Source organism: Deltaproteobacteria bacterium (genome assembly GCA_009692615.1).
Taxonomy (GTDB): Bacteria; Desulfobacterota; Binatia; order UBA9968; family UBA9968; genus DP-20.
On sequence record SHYW01000028.1, the window covers coordinates 22,089 to 44,956 of the forward strand.

General features: G+C 57.0%; 28 protein-coding genes and 1 pseudogene. 26 read left to right on the forward strand and 3 right to left on the reverse strand.

All coding sequences use genetic code 11. The features are described from left to right. Position 1: 1 nt before the first annotated feature. On the reverse strand, positions 2-589 hold the full coding sequence (locus EXR70_09035; protein ID MSP38620.1) for a stage II sporulation protein M: 588 nt from the start codon (positions 587-589) through the stop codon (positions 2-4). A gap of 106 nt (positions 590-695) precedes the next feature. Between EXR70_09035 and EXR70_09040 the strand changes: the two genes are divergently transcribed. From EXR70_09040 to EXR70_09165, 26 genes and pseudogenes are all read left to right on the forward strand, one after another. Then, the gene (locus tag EXR70_09040) at positions 696-1,787 is read left to right on the forward strand and encodes a mandelate racemase/muconate lactonizing enzyme family protein (GenBank protein ID MSP38621.1); all 1,092 of its coding nucleotides are present in this window, start codon (positions 696-698) and stop codon (positions 1,785-1,787) included. 129 nt (positions 1,788-1,916) lie between these two features. Beyond that, complete coding sequence (locus tag EXR70_09045) at positions 1,917-2,873, forward strand: ABC transporter substrate-binding protein (GenBank protein ID MSP38622.1); 957 nt, start codon at positions 1,917-1,919, stop codon at positions 2,871-2,873. A gap of 33 nt (positions 2,874-2,906) precedes the next feature. Next, entirely contained in the window at positions 2,907-3,371 is a 465-nt protein-coding gene (locus EXR70_09050; protein MSP38623.1) for an MOSC domain-containing protein, read from the forward strand. Further along, positions 3,362-3,583 carry a hypothetical protein gene (locus tag EXR70_09055; GenBank protein MSP38624.1) on the forward strand — a complete coding sequence of 74 codons (222 nt, stop codon included), beginning with the start codon at positions 3,362-3,364 and terminating at the stop codon, positions 3,581-3,583. The genes EXR70_09050 and EXR70_09055 overlap by 10 nt, the downstream gene beginning before the upstream one ends. Before the next feature lie 3 nt (positions 3,584-3,586). Continuing rightward, complete coding sequence (locus EXR70_09060; protein ID MSP38625.1) at positions 3,587-3,754, forward strand: hypothetical protein; 168 nt, start codon at positions 3,587-3,589, stop codon at positions 3,752-3,754. A 126-nt stretch (positions 3,755-3,880) separates the two neighbouring features. Next, a complete protein-coding gene (locus tag EXR70_09065) occupies positions 3,881-5,029 on the forward strand; it encodes a hypothetical protein (GenBank protein MSP38626.1) in 1,149 nt (382 codons plus the stop codon). A gap of 90 nt (positions 5,030-5,119) precedes the next feature. Next, positions 5,120-5,743: a hypothetical protein gene (locus EXR70_09070; GenBank protein MSP38627.1), complete on the forward strand. Its 624-nt coding sequence runs from the start codon at positions 5,120-5,122 to the stop codon at positions 5,741-5,743. Continuing rightward, positions 5,743-6,216: a hypothetical protein gene (locus tag EXR70_09075; GenBank protein ID MSP38628.1), complete on the forward strand. Its 474-nt coding sequence runs from the start codon at positions 5,743-5,745 to the stop codon at positions 6,214-6,216. Before EXR70_09070 ends, EXR70_09075 begins: the two co-directional genes overlap by 1 nt. Further along, positions 6,213-7,922 carry a hypothetical protein gene (locus EXR70_09080; GenBank protein MSP38629.1) on the forward strand — a complete coding sequence of 570 codons (1,710 nt, stop codon included), beginning with the start codon at positions 6,213-6,215 and terminating at the stop codon, positions 7,920-7,922. The genes EXR70_09075 and EXR70_09080 overlap by 4 nt, the downstream gene beginning before the upstream one ends. Positions 7,923-7,933: 11 nt before the next feature. Continuing rightward, positions 7,934-8,245, forward strand: a complete 312-nt coding sequence (locus EXR70_09085) for a hypothetical protein (protein ID MSP38630.1) — start codon at positions 7,934-7,936, stop codon at positions 8,243-8,245. Further along, the gene (locus EXR70_09090) at positions 8,242-9,168 is read left to right on the forward strand and encodes a hypothetical protein (protein ID MSP38631.1); all 927 of its coding nucleotides are present in this window, start codon (positions 8,242-8,244) and stop codon (positions 9,166-9,168) included. Before EXR70_09085 ends, EXR70_09090 begins: the two co-directional genes overlap by 4 nt. A gap of 449 nt (positions 9,169-9,617) precedes the next feature. Beyond that, positions 9,618-9,851: a hypothetical protein gene (locus EXR70_09095; GenBank protein MSP38632.1), complete on the forward strand. Its 234-nt coding sequence runs from the start codon at positions 9,618-9,620 to the stop codon at positions 9,849-9,851. Between the two features lie 9 nt (positions 9,852-9,860). Then, positions 9,861-10,067, forward strand: a complete 207-nt coding sequence (locus tag EXR70_09100) for a hypothetical protein (GenBank protein ID MSP38633.1) — start codon at positions 9,861-9,863, stop codon at positions 10,065-10,067. Between the two features lie 14 nt (positions 10,068-10,081). Next, on the forward strand, positions 10,082-10,474 hold the full coding sequence (locus EXR70_09105; protein MSP38634.1) for a hypothetical protein: 393 nt from the start codon (positions 10,082-10,084) through the stop codon (positions 10,472-10,474). 17 nt (positions 10,475-10,491) lie between these two features. Beyond that, positions 10,492-10,932 (forward strand): annotated as a pseudogene (locus EXR70_09110) (EamA family transporter). Between the two features lie 114 nt (positions 10,933-11,046). Continuing rightward, on the forward strand, positions 11,047-11,529 hold the full coding sequence (locus EXR70_09115) for a DUF937 domain-containing protein (protein ID MSP38635.1): 483 nt from the start codon (positions 11,047-11,049) through the stop codon (positions 11,527-11,529). Between the two features lie 131 nt (positions 11,530-11,660). Continuing rightward, on the forward strand, positions 11,661-12,137 hold the full coding sequence (locus tag EXR70_09120) for a hypothetical protein (GenBank protein MSP38636.1): 477 nt from the start codon (positions 11,661-11,663) through the stop codon (positions 12,135-12,137). A gap of 2 nt (positions 12,138-12,139) precedes the next feature. Further along, the gene (locus EXR70_09125) at positions 12,140-12,652 is read left to right on the forward strand and encodes a DUF1648 domain-containing protein (GenBank protein ID MSP38637.1); all 513 of its coding nucleotides are present in this window, start codon (positions 12,140-12,142) and stop codon (positions 12,650-12,652) included. A gap of 14 nt (positions 12,653-12,666) precedes the next feature. After that, positions 12,667-13,281, forward strand: coding sequence for a DNA-3-methyladenine glycosylase I (locus tag EXR70_09130; protein ID MSP38638.1), 615 nt, complete (start codon positions 12,667-12,669; stop codon positions 13,279-13,281). Then, a complete protein-coding gene (locus EXR70_09135; protein ID MSP38639.1) occupies positions 13,278-13,868 on the forward strand; it encodes a carbonic anhydrase in 591 nt (196 codons plus the stop codon). The genes EXR70_09130 and EXR70_09135 overlap by 4 nt, the downstream gene beginning before the upstream one ends. A gap of 441 nt (positions 13,869-14,309) precedes the next feature. Then, positions 14,310-14,840, forward strand: coding sequence for a pilus assembly protein (locus tag EXR70_09140; GenBank protein MSP38640.1), 531 nt, complete (start codon positions 14,310-14,312; stop codon positions 14,838-14,840). Positions 14,841-14,851: 11 nt separating this feature from the next. Continuing rightward, a complete protein-coding gene (locus EXR70_09145) occupies positions 14,852-15,409 on the forward strand; it encodes a pilus assembly protein (protein ID MSP38641.1) in 558 nt (185 codons plus the stop codon). Between the two features lie 27 nt (positions 15,410-15,436). Continuing rightward, a complete protein-coding gene (locus EXR70_09150; GenBank protein ID MSP38642.1) occupies positions 15,437-16,939 on the forward strand; it encodes a VWA domain-containing protein in 1,503 nt (500 codons plus the stop codon). A 142-nt stretch (positions 16,940-17,081) separates the two neighbouring features. Then, complete coding sequence (locus EXR70_09155) at positions 17,082-17,681, forward strand: DUF2238 domain-containing protein (protein ID MSP38643.1); 600 nt, start codon at positions 17,082-17,084, stop codon at positions 17,679-17,681. 42 nt (positions 17,682-17,723) lie between these two features. Next, the gene (locus EXR70_09160; protein ID MSP38644.1) at positions 17,724-18,053 is read left to right on the forward strand and encodes a hypothetical protein; all 330 of its coding nucleotides are present in this window, start codon (positions 17,724-17,726) and stop codon (positions 18,051-18,053) included. A 98-nt stretch (positions 18,054-18,151) separates the two neighbouring features. After that, entirely contained in the window at positions 18,152-20,206 is a 2,055-nt protein-coding gene (locus EXR70_09165) for a hydantoinase/oxoprolinase family protein (protein ID MSP38645.1), read from the forward strand. A 166-nt stretch (positions 20,207-20,372) separates the two neighbouring features. Here EXR70_09165 and EXR70_09170 read toward each other — a convergent pair whose 3' ends face one another. Then, positions 20,373-21,596 carry an extracellular solute-binding protein gene (locus tag EXR70_09170; protein ID MSP38646.1) on the reverse strand — a complete coding sequence of 408 codons (1,224 nt, stop codon included), beginning with the start codon at positions 21,594-21,596 and terminating at the stop codon, positions 20,373-20,375. A 14-nt stretch (positions 21,597-21,610) separates the two neighbouring features. Next, on the reverse strand, positions 21,611-22,726 hold the full coding sequence (locus EXR70_09175; GenBank protein MSP38647.1) for an extracellular solute-binding protein: 1,116 nt from the start codon (positions 22,724-22,726) through the stop codon (positions 21,611-21,613). Positions 22,727-22,868: the final 142 nt, after the last annotated feature.

A 22,868-nucleotide genomic window follows, 5' to 3' on the forward strand; every position in this document is an offset into this window, starting at 1 on the left:
TCTAGCGGGTTGCCAGTTCGGCGGTCACGTAGGCTTCGACGAGCGCGGCGACGAATAAGAGCGGCACGATAACATTGTAAAAGAATTTGAAGGATTGACTCAATTCAGCGGTGAATTTCATTGGGCGCTTGCGGAAGAGTTTGCCGAGCACCGATACGCCGAGCATGATGCCGCTGGCGGTGCCGAGAAAAACCGCGCTGAGCTCGATCACGCCGTGGGGCAAGACGCTCAATAAGGACTGCCACAGGCCGCGCGACTGCGTCGATAGACTCATGACGACGCCGAGGGCCATACCGTTGACGATCAGAAAAAAAGTCGGCAGCACGGCGAACACAGTGCCGAGCAATATCGCCAGCAAGGTTTTGAGAGTGTTGTTGATGAAGATCGCGGCGAACAGGCCGAACTTGGGCAGGCCGCGAAAGTTCTTTACGAAGCTGGCGAGGGAGGTTTCGAAGCTTTCCGCCATTTGCGGAAAACGGTTGACGATCATCAAGGCGATCGCGAAACCGACGCCGAAGAACACCACACTGGCGATCAGGTAAGGGCGGAGCCGAGTTAAATAGGCGCGAATTTCGCTAAGCGACATCATGACGATTTAACGACACTGTAGCAGATGCGTCCGACGACGTATATGAGCATGACAATGGGCGCCCGACGCGGTTGTTTTCTCCACCGGCTTGAGGCAAGAGAGACAAATGAAAATCAAATCGATCAAGTCGCAAGTCGTCCGCTTGCCCCTCGACGAACCCTTGGCCGATGGGCCGGCCTACAATCGTACCCATAACATGTTCGTGACCGTCGAGCTGGAAACCAGCGACGGCATCGAAGGCCTCGGCGCCGCGTTCTTCGGCGGCGCGCTCAGCAAGACGCTCAAGCATGCCATCGATGAGTTGGGCGCGCTTATCATCGATGACGATCCGCTTTGCATCGAAGCGCTGACGCAGAAATTGCGCAACGCCGGCGCCAGCGCCGGTCCGGGAGGGATTCTCACCCTGGCGATTTCGGCTATCGACATGGCGCTATGGGATATCAAAGGAAAGTTTCTCCGCCAGTCATTGGCGACCATGCTCGGCGGTTTGCGCGAGCGCGTGCCGGCCTATGCGAGCGGCGCGCTGGTGCGCGCCTATCCACTCGACCAGTTGTTGAAGAGTTGCCGAACTCTCGCCGAGCGCGGTTTCAAGCAGATGAAAACTCAGATGGCTTTGCCAGGGGAGACGAGCCCGGCGAAGGAAGCCGAGCGCGCCCGCCTGACGCGCGAAGCGGTGGGTCCCGATGTCGATCTGATGTGCGATATCAATCAGCGCTGGTCGGTCAATCAAGCCATCGATATCGGCCGGCGCGTCGAAGATGTGCATTTTTTCTGGCTCGAAGACGTGACGGTGCATGACGACTATTCCGGCTTGGCCCGTGTCGCCGATGCGTTGGCGACGCCGCTGGCGAGCGGCGAATGTTTGTACGGCATCACGCCGTTTCGCCACATGATCGAAGCCCACTCGGCGGACATCATCATGATCGATCTGATCCGCGTCGGCGGTATCTCCAACTGGATGAAGGTCGCGGCCATGGCCGAAGCGTTCAATTTATCGGTGGTGAGTCATCTGTTGCCCGAGATTCACGTGCACTTGATCTCGGCGATTCCCAACGGCTTGACCGTCGAATACATGCCGTGGTCGTTTCGTTTGTGGCAAGAAGTCCCAGCGCCGGTGAGGGGTGAACTCGTTGTGCCGACCAAGCCGGGGCTGGGGTTAGAGTTCAATCGCGAATTGCATCGCTACGTGGTGAGTTAAGTGAAATTGTCTTGTCGGTCTGGAAGAAAATCCCCCTCACTCCCACTTTTTGAAAGGGGGAAGAAGAATAAATTCCCCTCTTTGGAAAAGAGGGGCAAGGGGAGATTTGGTTCGGTTGCGGTCTGGCAATTGATTGGCGCAATTTGTTTTGTCGCTGTTGCTATCGTCGAGGGAGTTCACGCCGCCGATCTCGTGAAAGTTTACGCCGGCTACGGCGGCATCGCCGGTTACCAGATGCCGCTGTGGGTGAATAAAGAAGCCGAGATTAGCAAAAAATACGGCATCGATCTCGAACCGCTGTTGATCAGCGGCGGCGCGCTGGGGATGCAGGCGCTGGTTTCCAACAGCATTCAACTTAGCCAAAACTCGGCGTCGGCGGCGATCGCCGCAGCCTTGCGCGGCGTGCCGGTGGCGATGATCGCCACCATCGAGAACCGCATGGCGGCGCAGATCGTTTCCCGGCCGGAGATCAAGACGCCGCAGCAGCTGATCGGCAAGAAGATCGGCATACTGCGCTTCGGCGGTTCCAACGACACCGGTATTCAATGGGCGCTGCGGGCGTGGAAAATCGATCCGCGCCAAGTCACGGTCTTGCAATCGGGCGCCACCAACGCGCGCCTACTGGCGCTCACGCTTGGCCAGATCGACGCGACGATTCTTTCTTATCCGGAGATTCACATCGCCCGTAAACGCGGTATGAACGTGCTCGCCGATATCGGCGATTTCGCCGCCTATCCCAATACGTCACTGATGGTCACGCGCGCGTTCATCGAGAAGCAACGGCCGCTGGTAAAAAATTTCTTGCGCTCCGAGATCGAGGCGATTCACTATGTGCGGACCAACCGCGAGGGGAGCATCAAGATTCTCAAAAAATATCTGCGCGTCGACGAACGGGAGTCCGAGGCGATCGCCGCGACCTACGACTATTTCTCGCGGCGCACCGATTCGTTTCCCCGTCCCAATCTCGAAGGGCTTAAAACTATTATGAAGGAGTTAGGCTCGCCCCAACGCGACCCCAATGAGTTTCTCGATATCTCGCTGCTCGACGAGATCGAAAAAGAAGGATTCATGCAGCGCTTTCGCTAAGCGCTTGCCTGGCACAGCATACTAAACTTACCCATGGCACGGCTCGAAGCGATCTGGATCAAGCGCGCCCATCGCGGGCCGATGGATGCGGTGACTTCGGCGCGGCTGATCGCCAACAAAGGCTTGCTTGGCAGCGCCGACCAGGGCGGTTCGCGCCAGGTGACTTTGCTGGAACAAGAAGTGTGGGACGAGCTGATGACACAGTTCGCTTCAGCAACGCCGCCGAGCGCGCGGCGGGCGAATTTGTTAGTGAGCGGCGTCGTGCTGGCAAATTCCCGCGGCAAGATACTGCGCATCGGCAGCGCGCGGCTGCAGATTGGCGGCGAGACCAAACCGTGTGAGCGCATGGACGAAGTTATTTCCGGTCTGCAAGCGGCGCTGTATTCTAATTGGCGCGGCGGCGCCTATTCGCGGATAATTTCGGATGGCGAGATTAAAGTTGGCGATGCGATCGATTGGGAACCTAGCGGACTTGTCCGTGACGTTTTATGCGCCTGAAGAGCAGCATCAAGCTGTTGGACGAGCACCAAGGCACCGGCGAGCCCGCCAAAAAGGGCGACGCGGTAATTTACAATTGGCGGCTCTTTCGCAACAAAGGCGATGAGATTCCGCTCAACGAGCAACAAGCGGAGCGTGTGCCCGCTGAGATGATTCGAAAAGTCGATGGCTATCGTTTCATCGATCACAGGACGACTTTGGGGAGCCGGTAAACGATGGCGGGCGTGGAATATTCACTTTACGGAATGAAGCCCGGCGGCTATCGAAAGATTCGCGTCAGCCCGCATTTGGCTTATCGCGACAAAGGGTTGGGCGATTTGATACCGCCCAATGCCGTGTTGATCGTCAAGCTGTGGTTGCGAGCGATTTTGCGAACCCGATGAATACGTGAATAAGCGGACTGGCTGCCGGCCAACGGTTGACAGAAGCGGACGGCAAGAGTTATAGGCGAGAGCAACGTAATGCAGTAGATTTTGGTGACCACGCTGCTCGCACCGTGGAACTTTTAAATGGCGCTTATCATAATCTTATCGATGGCGGTTTGGACGCTGCTGTTGATTCGCCTATTCGCCGTGGGCGCGACCCTGAGCGAGCGCACCGTGTTAACCTACCTGGCACTCGGTGCGCTGATGGCGCTTACGGCTGCGCCGCTCGCCGAAAAAATTATTGTTCCTTATCCTTTGCGCGAATACGGTTATAACTATCTGGGCGCGCTGCTGCCCATGACCGTGCGCAACCTGGTGCTCTTGGCGCCGGTCGCGACCTATCTGTTGGTAAGACGTAATCACCGCCTGGTCAGCGTCGCTGATGCTTTTCTATTGGGCTTTGCCATCGGCTTTGGCTACGAAATGGTCGGTGCCGTGCTGGGATCGAGTGTTGCGGTGGAGTCGCTCAGGGGAGTGACGCTGCTGCCGCCGTGGCAAATGACCTGGGACAATCTGCCGCCAGCGCATTTTACGGGAGGCGTCCAGCAACGGGTGCCTATCTTCTCTATGTTCCGCGTGTCCAGTGCGTTCGCGATCGCGGGGGCCGCCTACAGCGCCGGTTTAGTGGTGCTGGTCTTTGTGGCCGTGTGGAGGTTCTGGGGAAAATTGTCGAGCGCGATCGTTGCCAGCGCCGTGCTTTTGCTCTTGTTGACCGCTCACGAAGCACTTTGGGCCAATCAATTCATTACTGTTGGAGCCCATCGTCCGGGCGCAGGACTGCCATGGATTTTCGACCTGCTCTTGCTCCATGGCAAACTCATCGCACCGGCGGCATTGGCGACTCTTCTATACTGTACCGTTCGAGAGTTCGCCTGGGTGGCCGCCGCCACCGGCGACGCAGGATCGCCGAGAGCCATGTTGATCGATGAGTTTCAGAATTTGATCGTGGTGTTCCGGCGCGAAGGATTCGCTGGCTACCGGCGCGCCAGCGCCGAGTCGCGGTTGCGGCGCCAGATTGAACTGGCAAAGGCCGAAAGCCAGCGCGCGCAAGCGGATCGCGAACTGTTTCAGACGGTTCGTCTGTTGGAGATTAAACAGAATGAGGATATTGCCAAGCGAGCTACCGGCCATCGGGAGTCAGGAGTAATCGCTTCGGTAGACATGCGCATCGCGTGGGCGGCGTGGAGCGGGCTCGCCCTCATTGTCGTGTTGATACCGTGGCTGCCGTCATAGCTGCCGGCGTATCTTTGGAAGTTTCCGCTATTCAATTTCTCGCTGTTTTACTTCCCGCTGTTTTTTCTGACTCTGACACCGGTTCAGGTCGTGCTCGCGGTGGCGTTGTTGAGATGGTATCTGCAAGGGCCGGTCCAACTGAGCGCGCAGTGGGATGCCGAAGAGACTTGCCGCTTCCATGGCCAAAACGTGATTTCGTACGCTGCCATGGGGGCGGCGCTGCTGGTGCTCTTTCAAGTACCGCTGAATAATTTCTATCCGCCCTACAGTCCAGTGACATTTTTCAATAGTCTGAAATTCCCCGCATTCGATGCTTCACAAATAGCGGTGCTGATTCTGCTCTTGGGTCTGATTGCCAGTAGCCTTGGGTTAAATGCCTCGGCTCACTGGCGGAGCGCGGCATCGGCGCAAGAACGACGGAGCGCCGTGATACGTAAATCGATTATCCTGGCCAACGCGGCGATCTTCATGTGGATCAGTTTCAAGCTTTATTACCCGATGCTTGCGTCATTGCAAATAAACTGGGGTCCTACTTTCTTCACCGTCTTTGGTAATTTCGGTAATGTCGCCTTGGCGTTGGTGATAATTCTGATGGTTTTTGCCATGAGTTTAGTAATCGGCTACGGCCTTCGTTTGGCATCGCAACGGGTCGAACGATTATTACTCGGCGACGAGGACGCTGAGCCTATAACGAAACTGTCAGGAAGAGTTTGATGGCAGGAGCGATGACAAAATTGGCCGACGTAGCGCTACGCGTGAGCGCAGCGCTCTGTGCGAGCATTTCGCTCGTCGCCCTGCTTTCGCATTTATTTGGCCCGCTACCGATGGCGTATTTTCTGACCTTCTTCGGTGTGCCTTCGGTACTACTGCTGTTCACCTTGGCGGCATTCGCCAACTGGATCAATGCGCAGGTATTGCTCAACGCTCTGGTCGTCGGCGTGATCGGCGGTCTGATCGCGACGATCGTTTATGATTTGGTGCGCTGGGCTCTCAATCTCACTCTGTTCACTCAATATCACAGCTTCAAGGCCATTTATATTTTCGGTAGCTGGATCACCGGCAAAGATGTTGGGTCGGCGCAGGCGGCGGTTGCCGGTTGGATTTACCATTATTGGAACGGTCTCTCGATCGCGCTGTTTTACGTACTGACCTTCGGACGGCGCCGTTGGTACTACGCGGTGGGTTGAGCGCTGTTCATGGAGGGATGCATGCTCGGGCTTTATCCAATGTTCGTTCAGGTGACCGACAAATGGGACTTCATCGCTTTGAGCATGACCGGCCATTTCGCTTACGGCGTTGTCTTAGGATCGATCGCGCAGAAGTACGCGCGCAGTTGGCAGGACGCATGAAAATTCTACGCCGCTATTCACAACGCATTTGGTTCATTTGTTATTTTTTGTTCGGCTTCGCCGCGGTTGGCGCCGCGCACGACTGCAGCAGCTGGTATGATTGCGCCGTGATCCCGCCCAACGTCGATATCGCCACCGGCATCGCCGCTGTTGGCGCGGGCGGCGCCATCGGGTGGGCTCTGGTACGACAGCGTATCGGAAAACCGCGCTCGCCATGCCAAGAATTGCTTAACGAAGTCGCCGCGGGCGAGATGCGCCTTCGCAAGCTGGAAGTGAAGGCAGGCGAAAGTGCGGGAAATATAACAAATGGCTTGCAAGCCGCGGCGGTGGCTCTAGAGGCTGAGCGAGGCGCTCAAGCGAAGCGCATCGCCGCCCTGACGGAGTGCGAGAAGGGGGTCGAAGGGTTCAATCCGCTCTCAATTGAAGACCTCATGCGCGCGCTAGCCGACGACAAAGCCGAGTTTGAAAAACTGCAAGAGCAGTTGCGCGACGCCGCCCTCGACGAACTTCGCAAGACCCGCGAATTTGTCACGAACTACAACGGTAAGTGGGCCGAGGCAATGGGCGCTCTCGATGACTATCTACAACAACAGCAACACCTGCTGCCCGACTTAGAGCGAATCTGGGAGCAGTTTAGTCGCCGCGAGGAGGCGCGCCGAATTGCCGAGGCGCTCGATGAGGCGGTTGGAGCGGTCAGCATGGGCGTGGGGCTCGTCCGTGGCGCGGCAGGCGGAGCCTTTCGCCAGGCCGCACGCGCTGCGCGTCAGGCTGGTGGCCGGCTTGAGGCCGCAGCCGCACGGCAAGCGGTGAAGCAAGCCGTAGAGCGCGAAGCTGCGGAACGCGCCGTTATAGAAACGGCGGAAAGACAAACAGCGCAACGCGTAAGCCGAGAGTCGGCGGAACGTTCGACCAGCGCAGCGGCCCGGCGCGAAGCCGCTGAGCGAGCTACGCGCGAGGGAGTCGAGCGGAGCGAGCGGGAAGCGCTGGAGCGCGCGCGTCGCGACGTCGATGCGGCCGAACGAAAAATTGCCGCAGGGCAGACACAGGAAGCGGCGAGACAAAAAGCGGAAAGAGAAGCTTTGGATCGGGCACGGCGAGACGTCGATGCCGCCGATGCGACAGCGCGCCGGGCGCAAGCTGAGGGCGACGTGTTGAGGGATATCCAAGGAATTAATCCTTCAGGCCACAAGACGAATTGTCCTTTCACGGCTCATGCGACCGAAGAAACGTTAGCCGGCCGAGGGCCGGTGATGGCTATCCCCGAACAACGGCTGGGCGGCACGAAATGGCTGGAGGGAGTGTACGGAGACAAGTTTCGCAACGTCGGGACCGGCGCTGCCGGCAGGGCGCGCTTAGAGCAGCTGCTTCATGGAGCGCCGGATGCGCGCGGAATCGTGTTGGTCAATTGGAACAGCGGTCCGGGTGCTCATGTCTTCAATGCGGTGAATCGCAATGGCGCGGTGCTTTTCCCTGATGCGCAAATCGGCCGCATGGCCAATTGTTGGGACAACGTTCGTAATATTTGGTTTTTGCCAACACATTGACGGAGAAACTGATGACCAAAGCAGAAGCCCAGGCGATTGCCCAAAAAGAAATCGAGAGACTGATCCAAGGTCTCAACGTGGAGTGGCTTTTCCTCGATGAATTCACCAAGGAGGAAGATTTTGGTTGGGTGTTCTTTTATGAGTCGCGCAGATTCGTCGAGACCCAAGAGGTGTCCGACCGGCTTTTGGGTAACTCTCCCATTGTTGTCGACCGATGGGGCCGCTTACATCATGTTGGCACCGCCGGTCCGGCGAGCGTTTTGATCGAGCAGCTTAAGCTACAAGGTGCTTTTGATCCACCCGCAGACGGAGGAAAATCATGAGCCCTCAATCCGACGGTTTGCCAGTGCCGTCCGGGACGACTCTCGAACCAACCGAGTACCAACCTTCGCCGGATCTTCGTTCCGGCACGACGAGGGATAGTCTTTACTGGATGCGATCGGGAGCTGAGCTGCGCACCGCTCCGTGGGGCGATGCGGTGGAGATGCGTGCGCAGGTGGGCGGCGATCCTACTTTTGTGCCCTTTCGCGGCACCGGCGCCGATGCCTTCGGCGACGTGCAATCCGAGTTGGAGCGGATCATGTTCGGCGACACCGTCGACACCGGCATATTGCGTGCTCTCGGTGGCGGCATGTTCGCCACCCTGACCTCGCCAATTTCCACCGTGACCGATCATTATCAAGTGGCGCGGATCAGGGAGTTGCAACAAGAGTTCTTTAAAAACAACGCTGATGTCTTGGTCGAGCTGAGCGACAAAATGGGCACGGCAAAGCGTTTGATGCGCGAACTCGCGGAGATGATGGGTTCGGCTAGGCTGGAGGCCCGAAAACTCGCCGACCTAATGGAACGCAAGCGCCGGGTAGGAAATGCTACGCTAGAGAAAATCGACGAAAGCCTGGCCCGAAGGACCGATCCGGCTGAGCGAGCGCGGCTCCAGGGACTAAAAGACGAAATGACCCGTTGGATGACCCAACGCGACGCCCGCATCGCGGCGGAACAGGCGGAGGTGCAGGATCTCAATGGGCGCCTAAACGGACTCGATGCCGAGATGTATCGCCAACTCGGGCGGATGGAAAAAGCTGCTCATTCAGAAAGCCCAAGAACCGACACCAGCGGGAGGGGAACCGCCGATTTCAAAGTGATCGGGACTACGCATACACAACCCGATGCCATCGTGCATGCCGCAAGTCTCAAAGATCTTTTGCTAAACTCCAAAGTAGGATTTGATCAGTACATCGCTCCCTAGAAGGTGGTTCCGCAGCGGGTGCCCGTTCCGGTCAAGATCATAATCTCCGGTGTTACGGAGTGCTGATTCCGACATCGCACCAAGAGCGATTCCAAAGAAAGCTGCGATAATATCGTTCCTGCCGCCGAATTGGATCACTCGGTGAATACCCTGGCGTCATGCTTAACTTGTGAAGCGCTGGAAGGTAAAGTCCATTGCTTCAAGGGGAGCGTGTTGAAAATACGATGAACCGTTCAGTTCGAATCGTTTGGCTAACTTTAATTTGTTTCTCGGGCTGTGTTATTCAGACGCGGCCGGAAGGCGGATCACGCTATTTTACCTCGCCGCAAGAATCGGTCAGTCGCATCAGTGAGCTGCTGCGAAATAGACAGTGGGCGGTTCTAAGCGAATATTGCGACCTAGCCGGCTCGAATCTGAATCGACAAAAGCTCCAATCGGAGGAGTTCTTCATGCGCACGGAGCGGCCGGCGAACGCCGATCCAGCCGGCTTTTGGCGTTACCGCCATCCGTTTCCGCCGGGATTCGTTTTCCTTACCGAACGGCCGGCGAATGAACGTAATGTTGCAACCATCGTGGTTGTGCGTGAGATCGATCAGGGCGGCGGGCCGGCGCAAAAGGTTCTTGCTGAATTTCAAATGCGCAAAAGCGCGCGTGGCTATCAGCTTTTGCCCCCTAGCGATTAGATCGTCATCATGGAATCTTGCTTAACCTGTGGCGCCGACTGGAGCCAAGGAAGATTTTCTGAATCCTGTCCCGAATGCGGCGGCGGCGCGCTCGAAATTGCCTGCCCTGTTTGCAGCGGTAAATGCGGCGCGGTCTGGATGCGCGCGGTGATGGATTCCAACGATAGCGGCATGGGACATTTCGTCGGCGCGTGCCGGTTGGCCGATGTAACCTGAAGCCTTTGCTATTTATGAAAAGCGGCAAACAGAAACGTGCCGAGATCATTGCTGCGAGAGCAAGGCGCGGTGAAAAGCGCAAGGAGCGTGCGCAAGCGCACGAATTCAAACACGCGCCGTATCGTTTCGTTGCCGTGAACGAACAAGCGCTCGCGCCGAACAACAGCTACGGTGCCCCCGACTTCGTCATGCGCGGCTATTACCTCGATCGGCCATTTCGCTGTGCCTATTGCGGGAAAGCTGAAGTGTGGACAGGGACGCAGCAGAAGTGGTGGTATGAAGTAGCGAAAGGGTTTGCGTATACGACGGCGATTCGCTGCCGACTGTGCCGGCGTAAGAAGCGTGAGCAGAGCGCCGCGTCGCGTCGCGTTCATTTAGCCGGTTTGGAGACAAAGGCGCGGCGGTAATCGAAAGGATTAGAGTAATGACCGTTGCCTCGACGCAGTCCTGGTTTTACTGGGCGCTTCTGTCGGCGGTATTCGCGTCGCTGACGGCGATCTTTGCCAAGATCGGCCTCGACGGCATCGATTCTGACTTCGCGACGTTGATTCGCACCATGGTGATTCTTTGCGCCATCGCCTGGTTCGTTTACTACACCGGCAAGTGGCGCGATCTTTCGTCGCTCAGTTCGAGGAACTGAACTTTTCTTACGCGCTCCGGCTTGGCCACCGGCGCGTCGTGGCTTTGCTACTTCCGCGCCTTGCAGATGGGCGAAGCCGCGAAGGTCGCGCCGGTGGATAAATTGAGCGTGGTCTTGGTGGCGATTTTTGCTGTGATATTTCTCGGCGAACGGCCGGCGCTCAAAGATTGGTTCGGAATTATTCTCGTCGGCGCCGGCGTGGTTGTGCTGGCGCTCAAGCGCTGAGCCAAACCCACCTGGACTGAAGAGTTACCGCGCTGCCTTGCGACCGCGTGCTGACCTAGGATAGTATCCGCGTCATCGTAAAGTTTGGCAGTGACGGCATAAGGAGAATTTATCATGGGTCTTTTAGACGGCTTGTTAGGCAATGTGTTGGGATCGGTGCTCGGCGGCAATCAGGGATCGCAACAAGGAGAGAATCCGTTGGGCGCGATTCTCAGCAGCCTTACCGGCGGTAGCGGTGGTGGTGGCGGCAATATGTTGCTGCAGTTGGCGATGACCATGTTGCAACAGAACGGCGGGCTTGGCGGCGTGTTGGGAAAATTTCAACAGGCTGGCCTCGGCGCGCAGGCGGATTCCTGGGTCGGCACGGGGCAGAACGCCAGCATCTCCGCCGATCAGCTGCAGCAGGTCTTCGGTTCGTCGGCTATCGGCGACATTGCCGCGAAGCTTGGTTTGTCGCACGAGCAAGCGGGTGCAGCGATGTCTCAGGCGCTACCTGAAGTGATCGATCAATTGACGCCCCAAGGCGAGGTTACCGAGGACAGCAACAACGCTCTCGCCGAAGGTTTTGAAGCGTTGACCAAAAGTTTGGGCCGCTAGTGTCAAGTTGAAATCGTCATCGCTGATGGCGCACCAATGGCACCGACGATGACGTTTCTCCTCTCACCGCTGTGTTCGCGCAACTATATTGTTGGCGTGTAGGCCGTCTCGCTCTGCTTGTCGGCGTCGGCTTGTTGCTTCGCTGCACCGTCGTCAGCGCCGCCGAGATCGATTCCGTTACGTTAGCGAGTTTGCCCGATGAAATTCGTCAAGCTTTTGAGAAGAGTGCGCAGGCAAAGCGCTACCAGCTATCCGCGCATATCAATCCATTTTATCTCCACGGTGATTTCGACGGCGACGGCCGCGCCGATACGGCATTGTTGATCAAAGAAAAGTCGAGCAGCAAAAACGGCATGGCGATCTATCACGGCAAATCCCATCGCTTCAGTATCGTCGGCGCCGGCGAGGACTGGGGCAACGGTAGCGACGACTTTCCCGGCATGGACGCTTGGCAGGTTTATCAGCGTGGCCCGGTGAGCAAAGGCGCGGATGGCAAGCCGCCGCCAAAACTGCGAGGAGATGCGTTGCTGGTGATCAAGACCGAATCGGCTAGCGCTTTGATTTACTGGAACGGCAAACGTTACGCGTGGTACCAACAAGGTGATTAGTTATGCAACGAGATAATCCTGCCAGCGCCTTGATTACTTTAGTTTGTCTCACCGTGTTCGCCGCCGTGTTCGTGATCTACACGACGCGCTATCTGCCGGACATCGTGGCGACGCACTTTGGCGCGGGCAATCGTGCCGACGGTTGGATGAGCCGCAACGGCTATTTGCTTTTCATGCTCAGCTTCATGATCGGCGTGTCGTCTTTCGTCAGTTTTATCGTCGGCACCTTGCCGCGCAAGTTTCCCCAATGGACCAATGTGCCAAACCGCGATTATTGGCTGGCCCCGGCGCGCCGCGAAGAATCATTGCGCTACTTAAATGCCCATGGTAAACGGCTGGGCTGTTTGATTGTCATGATGATGCTCGGTATGCACTACGTGATTCTCAAGGCCAATTATGTGCAACCGCCCATGCTGCGGTTGTCGAGCTTTACCGCGATAATGCTCGGATTCTCGGTAGCGCTGATCTGGTGGATCGTACGGTTGTATCGAAGGTTTCCCAAACCGTCATCATGAAAGGCTTTGAAAATATCGATCGTTGCCCTTGGGTCGACATGAGCAAACCGGATTACGTCGAATATCACGATCTTGAGTGGGGCGTGCCGGTGCATGACGATCGGACGATCTTCGAATTTCTGACCTTGGAAGCCGCGCAAGCGGGGCTCAGCTGGTACACTGTGCTGCGCAAACGCGAAGCTTACCGCCAAGCGTTCGCCGATTTCGACGCCGAAAAAGTCGCGCGCTTCGGCAAAAAGCAAGTCGACGCTCTGCTCGGCAACGCCGGCATTATCCGCAACCGCTTGAAGGTGCTCGCCGCTATCAACAATGCCGTTAAGTTCTTGCAAGTGCGCGACGAATTCGGCAGTTTCGAAGGGTATGTTTGGCGTTTTGTCGGCGGCGAGCCGATCGTCAATCGTCTCAAGACGCTAGAAGATTATGTCGCCACCAGCCCGGAGTCCGATGCCTTGAGCAAAGATTTAAAACAGCGCGGCTTCAAGTTTGTCGGCTCGACCATCGTGTACGCCCATATGCAGGCCACTGGCATGGTCAACGATCACGTCGCCGGCTGTTTTCGCCGCCGAGCGATTATAGAAAAATATTCACGAGAGGAAGCTGGCTTTAAAAAAGCCATAACGGTCAAATGAAATTCTTAGCATCACTTTTTGCCAACAACCGCGCCTGGGCGGAAAATATCAAGGCTGAAGATCCGCTCTACTTTGAACGCCTGAGCCAAATCCAAACGCCGGAGTATCTTTGGATCGGTTGCGCCGATAGCCGGGTGCCGGCCAATGAGATCGTCGGTCTGCGCTCGGGTGAGTTGTTCGTGCATCGCAACATCGCCAACATCGTGCCGCCCTTCGACACCAATGTGCATTCGGTGTTGCAGTACGCGGTCCAGGCGCTGAAGGTCAAACATATCATCGTCTGCGGCCATTACCGCTGCGGCGGCGTGCTTGCCGCCTTGCGCGATTGGTCCGGCCTACCGCTGGAAAATTGGCTGGCCCATGTGCGCGCCGTGTACCGCGCGCACAAAGAGGAGTTGGATGGCGCGCCGAGTGAAGACGTGCGCTGGCGCCGGCTGTGCGAGCTTAACGTCATGGCCCAGGTCCACGCTGTGCGCGAATGCGAAATCGTCAAAACCGCCTGGCGCAACGACCAGCCGGTGATGGTGCATGGCTGGATTTACGATCTGCGAGAAGGACTGCTGCGGGATCTCGACATGAATGAGTGACGGCTCCGATTTTAGCGAAACTTCCGCCAACATTTACCTACTCTTTTTCAGTGTGTCTCTTCGCTACGCGTTTGTTAACGCGAACGTTCATGAATGTTTTAGGCGCACGCCAATTGTGCGCTTGTAGTCAGTCTCGCCTTTCGTTACCTGACCATCCCGCCGCAGCGCGTGGAATCTCCTGTCCGTGCTTGTCCTCGATCGCGTCATGCGTTTGCTCATTTGCCAACTGTGCGAAGTCGTGAGTCATTGATCTTCAGTTGCAAACTTTGGCACTGGCATCGAGACTGCTCTAATCAAGCTTGAACAATTTTGCTCCGCGTTGCTGTGGTGTGCATCGTCGGCGCGAACACTACTGTCACGCATCCGTGCTATGCCGCTGTGCCCAGCCATTACTACACCCTGTGAAAGACCCAGAGGCTTTTCTTCGCGGAAAGGAGTGCTATGGGCTCGATTATTAAAATTGTAACTAGTGTCATTCGCTGGCGCAGCTATGGCGAGCGCAGACGACGTTCGCGCGGCCAAGCGGCGGTGGAGATGACGTTCGCCTTCATGCTGTTTTTCTCGATCTTCATGGCGATCGTCGAGTTTTCTCATCTGCTCTACGCCAAAGTGACGCTGCAGCACGCGCTACGCACCGCCGGACGCTACATGGTTACCGGGCAAACCACGAAAGACACTTTTGGCGTAAACATTCCAAGAGATCAGAAAGTGCACGACATCTTTTGTGCCCATGTGATCGCCGCCGGTGTGGTTTGTCCCGCTCTCGGTCCCAGTTTTGTTTTCAAGTGTCCTGAGCTGCCGCTGCCGAGCAATTGCACGACGCCGGGGGGCGCGGCTGACCAGACCGTGCTCGTCACCGTGACGGTCAAGAAACCGGCGCTGTTTCCGTTTTTCAATCGCTTTTTTCCCGCTGGCGGCATTCCCTTCGTGCTCAATACCACGTGGAAGAATGAACCGTTCGTCAATACCTAGCCAGGTTTAGCATGGAGAGAAGAGCGATGTTGGCAAAGATTTATTCGAAAAAGGGCCAAGCGATATTGGAGCTGACCTTTATCGTGCCGATCCTGTTGGCGTTGGTCTACGGCTCGGTGGAGATAGGTCAAATGATCAGCGCCTATCTGACAGTCACGCATACGACGCGGGAAGGGGCGAACTTGACCTCGCGCGGAACCGTTCCCAACACTGCGTTGGACACCGTGATTAGCGCGGCCACGCCGCTTATCCGGAGCACCAATTTACCTCAATGGCGGGTTATCTATTCAAAGATAACTCAGCAGCCGCTTCTTCCGTGTCCGCCCAAGCCGTGCCACTACCGGGTGGAAAGTCAGATTCTACGCGGCAGTTTCAATCAGGGGAGCAAAATCGGTTTGCCGGATGGCAGCGATGTTATCATTCCCGGCATCGCCGACGTCGATCCGGAGCAAACTTTTCACGCCGTCGAGGTGTTCTTCGATTACACGCCCAATGTTCTGACCTACGTCGGCACCCAGTTCATGAATAAGAATTTTTATGAGCGGACAATTTATACCAACGTCAACTGACGGGGCGCGCCGCTCGATGGCGAAAAAATGGTCGGAGGTTTTATGCTTAAAGTAAATCAGCGCGGATCTCTTGTGGTTTTTCTCACTCTGTCCTTCGCTCTGCTTGGCACCTTTGTCGGCTTCGCCGTGGACTTCGGCCGGGCCTATTTGGAAAAGGCGCGGATCTCACGTTTAGTCGATGGCGCCGCGCTCGCCGCCGCCAAAGCGTTGAAGGGCCAAGTGGGCCTTGAGAACGCGGCAACGCGGGCCGCCTGCGACTCGATGGTTATGAACGGCGCCAAGGTCGTGTACGGCGGCGGCAATAGCTGCTCGGCCACCGCTGGTAGCAATGTTAGCGTGGCGGTTACGTTTTTCGATAAGGTCGTCGGCGGCGGCGCGCCGATACGATTTGTCCGGGTTTCGGGTAGCGAGCCGGTGAGCACGACTGTTTTACGCTTCATGAGTGGTTTGCTGCCTGGAGACTATTCGACCATCAACGTCAACATGGTCGCCGAAGCCGGCCCGGAACGGCCCATCGATTTGATGATGGTTTTGGACCGATCCGGATCGATGAATATCGTCGATGGCTCGGGTCAGACTAAGATCGTCGCGCTGAAAACCGCGGTGAATACTTTTTTGAATAACAATTTTACCGTCGACGATCACATCGGCATGAACAGTTTCGCCTATCGCGGTTGCGGCGGCGGGCCGACCACGGGCGATGTCACCACCAACGGAAATTGCACGGCGGAAAAGGCCCTGGGCAGTTCCATCGCTTCGATTCTAACCGCGGTGAACGCTTTAGCTCCGAATAACGGCAGCACCAACACCATGGAAGCACTGCAGGTGGCCAACGCGCAGATCACCACTGCCATCGCCGACCCCACCCGCTCGGCGACCCGAAAAGCAGTTTTGCTCATCACCGACGGCCGTCCGACCAGCAGCCGGCGTACCGGCGCGGCGTGCAATACGGATCCGATTTCTGGCACGACTCTCGGCATTACCACACCGCCGACGGATTGCATTCATTCGGTCTTCACCTCGGCATACGACAAAATGTACTGGAACAATCTATTTGGCGAGCCACCGATAGGCACGGGCTTTCCGGTCAATCCTCCCACGGCGCGCAATGTCGCCGGCGCTACGTTCTACAAAAACATTGTCAGGTACGCCCGCGAAACCGCGGTGACCGAAGCCAATACGATTAGAAATCTGGCGAGCAAAAGCGTCCTGATTTACGTCATCGCCGTGGGCCGGCCCGAATCCGCCGTCGGCAACAGTCTCGACGACAACGCCAAGTGTTTGCTCGGCCGCATTGCCAACGATCCCAATACGGTCAATGCCAGCTGTCCCAGCGTTGCGACCACGCTTAACGATGGCGATACCTATCCTGATTTACTGCCATGTAAACTGGATCCGACCAGTTGCATCGACAACATGCAACAAAAAGGCAAAATGTTTACCGTCGATCTAAACGGCAACGTGCAGGCGCAACTCGACGCGGTGTTCAATGAAGTCGCGTTGTTATTGAAGCTCCGCCTGACGTTGTAATAAGCCGGCGCTACCATTTTGGCGCGGCCGGCCTTCGGGTGGCCGATCGCGCCGGTTTTTCCTGAAAAGAACCGCGCCCAAGCGGTGGGAAAGCGGCGCATGTCGCGCTATAGTTTGCCGCAGCCGATTTGGCGGACTCTTCATGAAGCTGTTCATTTGGTTGGCGATCTATTTCGCCGCGCTCCTCTGGTCGGTGGTCGCGCCGCTGGATTATTTCACCTGGATTCTCGAAGCCGCGCCGGCGTTGATCGTGTTCGCGATTCTGATTTGGACTCGCAAAAGTTTCCCGCTGACATCGCTCGCCTATACGCTGATTCTAGTTCACTGTCTGATCTTGTTCGTCGGCGCGCACTATAGCTACGAGAAAGTCGACACATTCAAGTTCATCCGCGATTTTTTCGGCTGGCAGAGAAATAATTACGACAAACTCGGCCACTTCGCCCAGGGCTTCGTACCGGCAATCCTGGCGCGGGAAATTTTGCTGCGGCATGCGGCTGTTAATGGCCGCCGCTGGCTCAACCTGTTCGTGATCTCCATCTGTTTGGCATTTAGCGCCTTGTACGAGCTGTTCGAATGGGCCATGGCGGTGACCACCGGCGACTCCGCGAATAGTTTTCTCGGCAGCCAAGGCTACATCTGGGACACCCAGTCGGACATGGCGATGGCGCTCACCGGTGCGGTGTTAGCCTTGGTGTTTCTAAGTGGACTTCATGATCGCCAGTTAGCGTCGCTCGAGAAGTAGCGTCTCTCGGAGTTTTCAATGAACGAAGAAATGAATGCGCCAATGACTACCGCGAAACAGGCGGTTATCGATGTGTTGCGCCGGCCGGTGAACAAAGCCCGCTTCATGACCGAAGTTACAGCGGCGTTGCGGCGCTTCAATCTTGGTAAAGATGAAATGGAGCAGGCGCTGAGCGAGTTGCAATCTGAAGGCGTGTTAATCGTGCGCGCGAATTTCTGCGCCGATCCCCATCTGGCCAACGTCGACCTCCGTGTGGCGGCACTGCTTGACGAGGCGGCAGGGGCGGAGGCGCACGCGCTGGCATTGCATGAGATCGATCTGGCGTGGAATAAATGGCTGGGTGAGTATCTGGCGAATCATCGGTGCGGCTAGGCCTTCGGCATTACAGATTGCAAATCCCAGATTCCAAAAAGATATTAGCGGATTTGAAATCTGGAACTGCAATTTGAGATTCTGGGCGGAGCGAAGAAATGCGTGTAGCAGTCGATATAGGCGGGACATTCACCGACGTGGTGGTGTTCGATGAAGGGCGGCGCGATCTGTCGCTGGCTAAAACTTTGTCGACGCCAACGGAGTTGGCCCGCGGCGTTCTCGATGGCTTGATCAAAGCGGCGGTGCGCTTCGAGGAGATGACGACGTTGATTCACGGGTCGACTGTCGTTGTCAACGCGGTGATCGAGCGCAAGGGGGCGAAGACGGCGCTGGTGACGACCAAAGGATTTCGCGACGTGTACGAGATTGGCCGGATCAATCGGCCGGAATCTTTCAATCCGCGCTTTCGCAAGCACCGGCCGCTGGTGCCGCGGGAAGATGTTTTCGAAGTGAGCGAGCGCATGCTCGCCGACGGTTCGGTGCGCACGCCGTTCGATGAAAACGAGGCGCGGGAAGTCGCGCGAATTATTAAAGAGGAAAGCTTTGAGGCGGTGGCGGTTTTGTTTCTCCACTCCTACCGCGCGCCGGAGCATGAGCTGCGCATGCGCGAGATCCTTCTCGCCAGCGAGCCGAAGTTGTTCGTCAGCGTCTCGCACGAGCTGTCGCGCGAGTATCGCGAGTACGAGCGGACTTCGACGGTAGCGGCCAATGCCTACGTCGGGCCGATTGTCAGCCAATATCTCGGCGATCTTGAGCGGCGTTTACACGATAAAAAATTTGCCGGCAACTTGATGATCATGCAGTCCAACGGCGGGTTATCCGACGTCGAGATGGCGCGTCGGCAATGTATTCAGATGATGGAATCGGGACCGGCGGGCGGCGTGGTCGGCACCATGGCGCTGTGCGAGTTACTCGATCTCGAAGCGGCGATCGCCTTCGACATGGGCGGCACGACGGCCAAGGCGTGCGTCATCAGGCGCGGCGAGCCGAGTTTGTCGCCGGATTATTTTATCGGCGGCTACAACGAAGGCTTGGCGATCCGCATTCCCGTGCTCGACATCGTCGAAGTCGGCACCGGCGGCGGCAGCATCGCGTATTTGGATGAAGGCGGCGGGTTGCACGTCGGTCCACGCAGCGCCGGCGCCGAGCCCGGTCCGGCGAGTTACGGCCGTGGCGGTAGCGAGCCGACGGTGACCGATGCCAACGTGATTCTCGGCCGGCTGTCGCCGGAAAATTTTCTCGGCGGCGAGATGCGTCTCGATCGCGCTGCGGCGGAGAAATCTTTGCGCGATTGTCTCGCAGTGCCACTGAATGTTTCGTTAGAACGCGCCGCGGCGGGCATGTTGCAAGTGGCGACTTCGGCGATGGCCAACGCGGTGCGCCATGTGACTTTGGAGCGCGGTCTCGATCCGCGCGACTTCACGCTGGTCGCTTACGGCGGCGGCGGGCCGCTGCATTCGGCATCGGTCGCGAAGGAATTGTCGATTGGCAAGATCATTATTCCCAACGCGCCGGGTCATTTCTCCGCGCTCGGCATGCTCATGGCCGATTTGCGCCGCGATTATGTGCAGACGCTGTTCGAGCGCATGGACGATCTCGATATGAGCGCGCTGGAAGCGCAGTTTCAAAAACTCGAAACCGAAGGGCGCAAGGCGTTGGAGGAATCCGGCATCTCCACCGATCGCATCGTCTTTGAGCGCGCCGCCGATATGCGCTACGTCGGTCAGGAACACGCGGTGGCGGTGCGCATGCCGGCGTTCGTAGGTGACGAAGCGGCGCGCGCCGAAGTGAAGCGGCGCTTCGACGAAGCCCACGACCTTCGCTACAGTCATAGCGCACCGGAAGAGTCCGCCGACATCGTCAGCCTACGCGTGTCGGCCATCGGTCGATTGAACAAACCGGAGTTTCCGCTAATCGCCAAAGGTGAGGTGTCGCCGCCGGCCAACGCGCGGCGCGGCGAACGGGCGGTGAATTTTGAAGGCGTCGGCGCGCTGGCCGCGGCGGTATTCGATCGCGCGCAATTACTTCACGGCAACGTTATCCACGGACCGGCGATCATCGAAGAGGTGGCGTCGACGACCATCGTCGAGCCCGGCGATAAAGTTGCGGTGAATAGTTTTGGCCATCTGGTGATGGAGCTGGGCGAATCTTAGTCTCGTACCGCAGCGGCGCGAGGTCGGAAAAAAGAAGAGAAGGGGAATAACCACGAAATACACGAAAAGCACGAAAGGAAGAAATTTAGATTCTTAACCTTTTCGTGGGTTTCGTGTTTTTTGTGGTTAAACGTCTTCTCCCGTAGGGGCGAAAAATATTTCGCCGCTAATGCAGCAGGTCATTGGCGAGCTTGATCGCTTTGGGCCAGAGTTGGGTGAGCACTTCTTCGCTGGAGTTTTCTCGCTTTTGATTTTCTTCGAAGCTCAAAAAATCTTTTGACGCGCGGGTGCCGAATTCCATCAGCCACTTGGTGTCGACGTCGAGTCTCCTGGTCGCTTGGCCCATCGCTTTACCGTAGGTCTCTTGACCTTCTTTGCTGAGCAGCCAATTGACAATAACTTTGGTGGCGTTGGGATGGCTGGAATTTTTCACCACCGATAACGCGCCGCTGCCGCTGCTGGTATAACTGCCTTCCTTGGCTTCCGGCAGCGGTTTGATCGGCAGGTTGGCTTTGATGAACGGCGCCAGCGTATAGTAGGTGAGGCCGATGGTGATGGTGTAGCGCCCCTTGGCGAGGCCTTCGCCAAGTAGCCGCTGGTCGCGCGATAGCGTCAGTTCTTGGCCCGCCAGTTTGCGCAAAAACTCTTCGCCCTTCACTTTGTAAAAGAAACTCCAGCTCGAGGTGCCGCCGCCGGCGGAGCGCGGGTCGAGGATGGCGATCTTGCCTTTCCATTTCGGGTTTAGTAGATCGTCGAAACCGCGGTATTCGTCGGCTTTCAACTGCTGCGTGTTGTACCATGAGTTTTCCGACTGATAGGCTTGAAACGAGTAGAGAAATTTCTTGGCGTTGTCGGCCCAGACATGGCCGCCGTACCACCGTTTCGCTTCTTTAACTTCCGGTAGGATCAGCAACGGTTCGATGGCTTCGAGAATTCTCGCGTTCAACAGATTCAGCGGCGTCAACGAGCCGCTGACGAGCAGATCGAAGTAGCGCACGCCGGCGGCATGTTCGGCGGCGATCTTGCCGGCGTTGGCCGGCCCCCGACCGGTGGCGAGTTCGATTTCGATGCCGGGAAAGCGTTTGCTGAAAGTTTCATCGAGCGCTTTGCGCAGCTCGGCGCTGGCGGGAATGCCGGCGACGACTCTGCCTTCCTTCCTGGCCGCCTCGACGGTTTTGTCCCATTCGGATTGCCCAGCCGGTTTGGTTTCGGCGGCGAAGAGTTGATTGGCCAGCAGCGCGGCAAGAAATAGGATTGTGAAAATAAACATTGTCGTTCGCATCATGGGATTACCTCGTCCGTCATTTTCGCCGTCGCGGAAATGACGGGGAGGGCGGACACATCGGTCCGCCCCTACAGGAGAATCGTGAATGGCGAAATATGCGAGCATGTGGGCATTGTCTGCTACTTGAGAAAATCTTCGGCGATTTTTCGGCTGCGCGCCCAGTATTTGTTGACGGTTTCTTCCGTGTAGTTTTCCATGCGGTTACTTTCTTCGGCGCTGACGAAGTCTTTGCTGGCGCGGGAGCCGATTTCCGCCAACGCTTTGGTGTCGACATCCAAGCGCCGCGTCGCCTGGCCCATCGATTTGCTGTAAATATCTTGGCCTTCTTTGCTGAGCAGCCAGTTGATGAAAATTTTAGTGGCGTTGGGATGGAGCGAATTCTTCACCACGGTGAGCGCGCCGCTGCCGCAACTGGTGTAGCTGCCTTCTTTCATGTCGGGCAGCGGTTTGATCGGTAGTCCGGCTTTGAGAAACGGCGCGAAGGTGTAATAGGAGAGACCGATGGTGACCGGCACTTTGCCTTTCGCCAACATGTCGGCGAGCTGGCGTTGGTCGCGCGACAGCAGCAGATCTTGCCCGGCGAGCTTGCGCAGGAATTCTTCGCCTTTGATCTTGAGCATAAATGCCCAAGTAGCGCTGCCGCCGCCGCCGGAGCGCGGATCGAGATAACCGATCTTGCCTTTCCATTTTAGCAGTAACAATTCGTCGTAGGAGCGTAGGTCGTCGGGATTCAACATTGTCGTGTTGTGCCAAAAGTTGTCCGACTGAAAGGCTTGGAAGCCGTAGACGAAACGTTTGAGGCTGTCGAGCCAGACATGGCCGCCGAACCAGCGCTTGGGATCTTTGACCTGGGGCAAAATAAACAGCGGCTCGATGGCATCGAGAATGCCGGCGTTGAGCAAGTTGAACGGTGTCGACGTGCCGCTGATCAATAGATCGAAGTCGCGCACGCCGGCGGCATGTTCAGCGGCGATCTTGGCGGCGTTGGTCGGACCGCGCGCGTTGGACATTTCCAGTTCGATGCCGGGAAAGCGCTTGGCGAAGGCCTCGCCGATATTTTTTCGGGTGTCGGCGCTGTTGGGTAACGCCGCCACTACTTTGCCTTCCTTCTTGGCCGCTTCGATGGTTTTGTTCCATTCGCTTTGCCATGCCTGTTGCGCCTCGCCGGCTAACAGCTGTTGCGCCGAGAGTGACAAGAGGCAGGAGAGCGCGAAGGTCGTTATTATGTGCGACATGCTTTCTGCCTTTTTTTGTCAGAGTGTCCCACGACGAAGGCGCGAAGGACACGAAGGTTTTTCTCGGAAGGGCAAGGCACGCCTTGCCCCTACTTCGTGCTCTTCGTGCCTTCGCGGTGCAAAGAATTCCTGAGAAAGTTGA

What these genes read in the sequence shown, in the direction of transcription:
- EXR70_09035 (MSP38620.1), bottom strand. Translation starts at nt 589, where the DNA reads ATGATGTCGCTTAGCGAAATTCGCGCCTATTTAACTCGGCTCCGCCCT.
- EXR70_09075 (MSP38628.1), top strand. Translation starts at nt 5,743, where the DNA reads ATGGCAGGAGCGATGACAAAATTGGCCGACGTAGCGCTACGCGTGAGC.
- EXR70_09165 (MSP38645.1), top strand. Translation starts at nt 18,152, where the DNA reads ATGCGTGTAGCAGTCGATATAGGCGGGACATTCACCGACGTGGTGGTG.
- EXR70_09060 (MSP38625.1), top strand. Translation starts at nt 3,587, where the DNA reads ATGGCGGGCGTGGAATATTCACTTTACGGAATGAAGCCCGGCGGCTAT.
- EXR70_09175 (MSP38647.1), bottom strand. Translation starts at nt 22,726, where the DNA reads ATGTCGCACATAATAACGACCTTCGCGCTCTCCTGCCTCTTGTCACTC.
- EXR70_09150 (MSP38642.1), top strand. Translation starts at nt 15,437, where the DNA reads ATGGTCGGAGGTTTTATGCTTAAAGTAAATCAGCGCGGATCTCTTGTG.
- EXR70_09125 (MSP38637.1), top strand. Translation starts at nt 12,140, where the DNA reads ATGCAACGAGATAATCCTGCCAGCGCCTTGATTACTTTAGTTTGTCTC.
- EXR70_09135 (MSP38639.1), top strand. Translation starts at nt 13,278, where the DNA reads ATGAAATTCTTAGCATCACTTTTTGCCAACAACCGCGCCTGGGCGGAA.
- EXR70_09095 (MSP38632.1), top strand. Translation starts at nt 9,618, where the DNA reads ATGCGCACGGAGCGGCCGGCGAACGCCGATCCAGCCGGCTTTTGGCGT.
- EXR70_09065 (MSP38626.1), top strand. Translation starts at nt 3,881, where the DNA reads ATGGCGCTTATCATAATCTTATCGATGGCGGTTTGGACGCTGCTGTTG.
- EXR70_09055 (MSP38624.1), top strand. Translation starts at nt 3,362, where the DNA reads ATGCGCCTGAAGAGCAGCATCAAGCTGTTGGACGAGCACCAAGGCACC.
- EXR70_09100 (MSP38633.1), top strand. Translation starts at nt 9,861, where the DNA reads ATGGAATCTTGCTTAACCTGTGGCGCCGACTGGAGCCAAGGAAGATTT.
- EXR70_09145 (MSP38641.1), top strand. Translation starts at nt 14,852, where the DNA reads ATGGAGAGAAGAGCGATGTTGGCAAAGATTTATTCGAAAAAGGGCCAA.
- EXR70_09140 (MSP38640.1), top strand. Translation starts at nt 14,310, where the DNA reads ATGGGCTCGATTATTAAAATTGTAACTAGTGTCATTCGCTGGCGCAGC.
- EXR70_09085 (MSP38630.1), top strand. Translation starts at nt 7,934, where the DNA reads ATGACCAAAGCAGAAGCCCAGGCGATTGCCCAAAAAGAAATCGAGAGA.
- EXR70_09170 (MSP38646.1), bottom strand. Translation starts at nt 21,596, where the DNA reads ATGCTCGCATATTTCGCCATTCACGATTCTCCTGTAGGGGCGGACCGA.
- EXR70_09090 (MSP38631.1), top strand. Translation starts at nt 8,242, where the DNA reads ATGAGCCCTCAATCCGACGGTTTGCCAGTGCCGTCCGGGACGACTCTC.
- EXR70_09050 (MSP38623.1), top strand. Translation starts at nt 2,907, where the DNA reads ATGGCACGGCTCGAAGCGATCTGGATCAAGCGCGCCCATCGCGGGCCG.
- EXR70_09115 (MSP38635.1), top strand. Translation starts at nt 11,047, where the DNA reads ATGGGTCTTTTAGACGGCTTGTTAGGCAATGTGTTGGGATCGGTGCTC.
- EXR70_09105 (MSP38634.1), top strand. Translation starts at nt 10,082, where the DNA reads ATGAAAAGCGGCAAACAGAAACGTGCCGAGATCATTGCTGCGAGAGCA.
- EXR70_09155 (MSP38643.1), top strand. Translation starts at nt 17,082, where the DNA reads ATGAAGCTGTTCATTTGGTTGGCGATCTATTTCGCCGCGCTCCTCTGG.
- EXR70_09160 (MSP38644.1), top strand. Translation starts at nt 17,724, where the DNA reads ATGACTACCGCGAAACAGGCGGTTATCGATGTGTTGCGCCGGCCGGTG.
- EXR70_09040 (MSP38621.1), top strand. Translation starts at nt 696, where the DNA reads ATGAAAATCAAATCGATCAAGTCGCAAGTCGTCCGCTTGCCCCTCGAC.